Source organism: Helicobacter pylori, from assembly GCF_014496485.1.
Lineage (GTDB): Bacteria > Campylobacterota > Campylobacteria > Campylobacterales > Helicobacteraceae > Helicobacter > Helicobacter pylori_DD.
This window is the reverse complement of record NZ_JACTAX010000025.1, coordinates 1-2,226: the sequence shown is the minus strand read 5'-3', so window position 1 is coordinate 2,226 and position 2,226 is coordinate 1. Positions and strand designations below refer to the sequence as shown.

Annotated in this window: 1 protein-coding gene; it reads left to right on the top strand. The window is 42.5% G+C overall.

What is annotated here, in order from left to right; genetic code table 11:
• Window positions 1–13: 13 nt before the first annotated feature.
• The gene (gene babB, locus IC572_RS07635) at window positions 14–2,140 is read left to right on the top strand and encodes a Hop family adhesin BabB (RefSeq protein WP_187855761.1); all 2,127 of its coding nucleotides are present in this window, start codon (window positions 14–16) and stop codon (window positions 2,138–2,140) included.
• Window positions 2,141–2,226 lie beyond the last annotated feature (86 nt).

Sequence of the window (2,226 nt, the reverse complement as noted above, 5' to 3'; positions counted from 1 at the left end):
AAGGAGAAAAAACATGAAAAAACACATCCTTTCATTAACTTTAGGCTCGCTTTTAGTTTCCACTTTGAGCGCTGAAGACGACGGCTTTTACACAAGCGTAGGCTATCAAATCGGTGAAGCCGCTCAAATGGTGAAAAACACCAAAGGCATTCAAGAGCTTTCAGATCGTTATGAAAATTTGAACAACCTTTTAACCCGATACAGCACCCTAAACACCCTTATCAAATTGTCCGCTGACCCGAGCGCGATTAACGACGCAAGGGATAATCTAGGCTCAAGCTCTAGGAATTTGCTTGATGTCAAAACCAATTCCCCGGCTTATCAAGCCGTGCTTTTAGCACTCAACGCTGCAGTGGGGTTGTGGCAAGTTACAAGCTACGCTTTTACTGCTTGTGGTCCTGGCAGTGACCAGAACGCGAATGGAGGTATCCAAACCTTTAATAATGTGCCAGGACAAAATACGACGACCATCACTTGCAATTCGTATTATCAGCCAGGACATGGCGGGCCAATATCCACTGAAAATTATGCGATCATCAACAAGGCCTATCAAATCATTCAAAAGGCTTTGACAGCCAATGGATCTAATGGAGATGGGGTCCCCGTTTTAAGCAACACCACAAAACTTGATTTCACTATTAAAGGAGAAAAAAGAACGGGTGGTGAACCAAATGAAAAATTAATATACCCATGGAGTCATGATAAACCTATTTCAACCTCGTGGAATGGAGGAACATCAACACCAACAACAGAAAAAATCGAAACAGAAAATAACGCTCAAGAGCTTTTAAAACAAGCGAGCATCATTATCACTACCCTAAATAAGGCATGCCCAAACTTCCAAAATGGTGGTATAGATTATTGGCAAGGGATAAGCGGCAATGGGACAATGTGCGGGATGTTTAAGAATGAAATCAGCGCTATCCAAGGCATGATCGCTAACGCGCAAGAAGCTGTCGCGCAAAGTAAAATCGTTAGTGAAAACGCGCAAAATCAAAACAACCTGGACACTGGAAAACCATTCAACCCTTACACAGACGCTAGCTTTGCACAAAGCATGCTCAAAAACGCTCAAGCACAAGCAGAGATTTTAAACCAAGCCGAACAAGTGGTGAAAAACTTTGAAAAAATCCCTAAAAATTTTGTATCAGACTCTTTAGGGGTGTGTTATGAAGTGCAAAGGGGTGAGCGTAGGGGCACCAATCCAGGTCAGACAACTTCTAACACTTGGGGGGCCGGTTGCGCGTATGTGCAAGAAACCATAACGAACTTAACCAACAGCATCGCACATTTTGGCACTCAAGCGCAGCAGGTACAGCAAGCCGAAAACATCGCTGACACTCTAGTGAATTTCAAATCTAAATACAATGAGTTAGGGAATACTTATAACAGCATCACCACCGCGCTCTCTAGTATCCCTAACGGCTCAAGCTTGCAAAATGCGGTGAGCAAAAAGAATAACCCCTATAGCCCGCAAGGCATAGAGACCAATTACTACTTGAATCAAAACTCTTATAACCAAATCCAAACCATCAACCAAGAATTAGGCAGAAACCCCTTTAGGAAAGTGGGTATTGTCAGTTCTCAAACCAACAATGGTGCCATGAATGGGATCGGTATTCAGGTGGGTTATAAGCAATTCTTTGGCCAAAAAAGAAAATGGGGCGCTAGGTATTACGGCTTTTTTGATTACAACCATGCGTTCATCAAATCCAGCTTCTTCAACTCGGCTTCTGACGTGTGGACTTATGGTTTTGGAGCGGACGCTCTTTATAACTTCATCAACGATAAAGCCACCAATTTCTTAGGCAAAAACAACAAGCTTTCCGTGGGGCTTTTTGGCGGGATTGCGTTAGCCGGCACTTCATGGCTTAATTCTGAGTATGTGAATTTAGCCACCATGAATAATGTCTATAACGCTAAAATGAACGTGGCGAACTTCCAATTCTTATTCAACATGGGGGTGAGGATGAATTTAGCCAGATCCAAGAAAAAAGACAGCGATCATGCGGCTCAGCATGGCATTGAGTTAGGGCTTAAAATCCCCACCATCAACACGAACTATTATTCCTTTATGGGGGCTGAACTCAAATACAGAAGGCTTTATAGCGTGTATTTGAATTATGTGTTCGCTTACTAAAAGCTCACATTAAACCCTTTGTGGAACTCTCTCTTTTAAGGGGTTTCTTTTGAACTTTCTTTTTCTTTTTTTGAACCCTTTGTTTT

What these genes read in the sequence shown, in the direction of transcription:
- babB (WP_187855761.1), top strand. Translation starts at nt 14, where the DNA reads ATGAAAAAACACATCCTTTCATTAACTTTAGGCTCGCTTTTAGTTTCC.